3 protein-coding genes are annotated in these 2,520 nt (G+C 27.7%); all 3 read left to right on the forward strand.

The features are described from left to right. Positions 1-210: 210 nt before the first annotated feature. Positions 211-696, forward strand: coding sequence for a hypothetical protein (locus AB1Z17_RS14375; RefSeq protein ID WP_368052458.1), 486 nt, complete (start codon positions 211-213; stop codon positions 694-696). A 115-nt stretch (positions 697-811) separates the two neighbouring features. Then, a complete protein-coding gene (locus AB1Z17_RS14380) occupies positions 812-1,744 on the forward strand; it encodes a hypothetical protein (protein WP_368052459.1) in 933 nt (310 codons plus the stop codon). Positions 1,745-1,918: 174 nt separating this feature from the next. After that, positions 1,919-2,520: SDR family NAD(P)-dependent oxidoreductase (locus AB1Z17_RS14385; RefSeq protein ID WP_368052460.1), on the forward strand; the 602-nt coding region annotated here is incomplete at its 3' end.

The following is a 2,520-nucleotide window of genomic DNA, read 5'->3' on the forward strand; positions in this document are numbered from 1 at the left end:
GCGAAATGAAATGAAGTCAAATTTTCAAAAATGTGAAGCTTTGAACAATTAGGCGAAATGAAATGAAGTCAAATTTTCAAAAATGTGAAGCTTTGAATAATTAGGCATATAGTTAAAAAATATTTTAGAATTTAGAGCTTATCAAATTTGATAAGCTCTTTTTTTATAACTTGGTATGTATTTTGTTATATTAAACTAAATTCTAGTAAGATGAACAAAATATCATACCTAACTATTTCTGTAATACTTGTTTTAGCATTTTCTTGCTGCAGATCTTCAAAATCTAATAATAAACGAGAACAACATCCTCCATTTAAAATTACCAAAGCTTTTTATAATACTTGGGTTGGTGGACAGCCAGGAGTGAAAGGATATTCAGTTCAATTTGAAATTGATAATTCTGACATAATGTTAGATTCTGTATTTTTTAGAAACATGTCAGCTAAGTTAGAAAGAGATCATACTACTTCCAAAAACCTATTTATAGCTACATTTATATTGCCAAATAGATTAAAAAATTATATTTTACACAGGGATCCTAAAAAAGAATTTGGAAATGAACTTCCAGATATTTTAGAAAAAATACCTTTTCAATTAAACTCGAACGAAGCAGTAATCTCTTATTTGGTTGATAATACAACTGTATATTATAAAGTTACCAATGTTGTGGAACTTAAAAAATCGCAAAAATTTTAATTTTTTATAAAGTTAATATCCAGGTTTTTAGTCATTTAAAGAATTAGAAACAGATATATAATTTTTTGGCATAGAATTTGAAATTTCTATACTATAACCTAAAAAACAAAAGATTATGAAAACTTTAAAATTACTTTTTGCAACCCTTATTATAGGCATATCATTTTCTTCTTGTAGTGTTATAATAGATGATAACGATCCATATTATAATGAAACGTTAGAAGATGTTATTACAAATTACGATTTATGGTATATAGATTATAATAAAACATCGGGAACTGGAGATGTAGCTTTTTTGTCTAAAGCATTTACAATTTCATTTAGAAATGGAAGAATTTTTGCTAATAACAATTTAGTGGGGATTGGTACGACAGGAAATGGATACGGAATTCAAATTGGAAATTACGATACATATAATGGTTTTTTAGAAGTCAATCATAAATTAGATGGATATTATGATTTTGATGTTATTCAAATAACAAGCGATAGAATAAAATTAAAAGACAATTATAATAATGTAACTTACTATTTAGAAGGGTACCAAAAATTTAGTTTTGATTTTGATCAAATATTTTATGATAACATTGAATATTTTTTACAAGAGTACAATGTTTGGGCAAAAACCTTTACAAGTAATAGCGGTGATTTAAATGAATTTGATAATGAAAACTTTTTAGCATTTACTCCAGAAAATTTAACAACATTTTATTCTTCGCAAGATGAAGTTGGCACGCAAATTGCTAATATCTATTGGGATTATGTAGGTAGCTATGCTGTGTTTGACGTTCAAGGATATGATAATTTAAAAATTTTAACATTAAATTATGATTCGTATGGTACTGAAGAGTTTGAGTTAAGCGTTATAAATGATGGAAAAATTAGTTTGTATCACATAGATTCTGGAACAACATATGAGTTTAACGGAAGAGGTTACATTCAGTATTTAAAAAATAGTTCGGCAAAAAATGTGAAAGAAAATGTAAGTAATGATGGTAGAAAACGAACTAAAGTACAAAGAGAAACAAAAGTTAGAAGAAATTTAAAATAAAGTTTGGTTAGTTGATTTTTGGTTGGTTATTTTTTAATAACCAATCAGCTAAACCGCTCCTTCTTGGAGCGGTTTTTTTGTATCTTTATATTATGTTAGTTTGAAAGTTGAAAAGTCAGAAAATCAGAAAGTCGGAAAGTTGAAAGCAATACTAGATACCAAATACCATAAAAAATGAATTCAAAAACAGCATTTATAACAGGAGCAACTTCAGGAATTGGAAAAGCAACAGCACAAATTTTTGCAAAAAATAATATAAATTTAATTCTTTGTGGAAGAAGAGGAGAACGACTATCCAAATTAAAGGAATCGCTAAGTAAACAAACGAATGTAACTACCTTGCAATTTGATGTAAGTGACAAAAACGAAGTATTTAAAGCAATAGAATCGTTACCACCAGCATTTAAAAACATTGATATTTTAATTAATAATGCAGGAAATGCGCACGGACTAAGTAGTATTCAAGATGGAAGTATGGAAGATTGGGACGCAATGTTAGATATTAATGTAAAAGGATTATTGTATGTTTCAAAAGCAATAATGCCGCAAATGGTGCAAAGAAATAATGGTTTTATTGTAAATATAGGTTCAATTGCGGGAAAAGAAGTGTATCCAAATGGAAATGTATATTGCGCCTCAAAACACGCTGTAAATGCGTTAAATAAGGCAATGAGAATAGATTTAAATAAACATAATATTAGAGTTGCTGCTATTCATCCAGGAGCTGTTGAAACAGAATTTTCTGAAGTTCGTTTTAAAGGTGATACCGAAAAAGC

Source organism: Lutibacter sp. (assembly GCF_040883305.1).
In the GTDB taxonomy this organism is placed as follows: Bacteria; Bacteroidota; Bacteroidia; order Flavobacteriales; family Flavobacteriaceae; genus Lutibacter.

What these genes read in the sequence shown, in the direction of transcription:
- AB1Z17_RS14375 (WP_368052458.1), top strand. Translation starts at nt 211, where the DNA reads ATGAACAAAATATCATACCTAACTATTTCTGTAATACTTGTTTTAGCA.
- AB1Z17_RS14380 (WP_368052459.1), top strand. Translation starts at nt 812, where the DNA reads ATGAAAACTTTAAAATTACTTTTTGCAACCCTTATTATAGGCATATCA.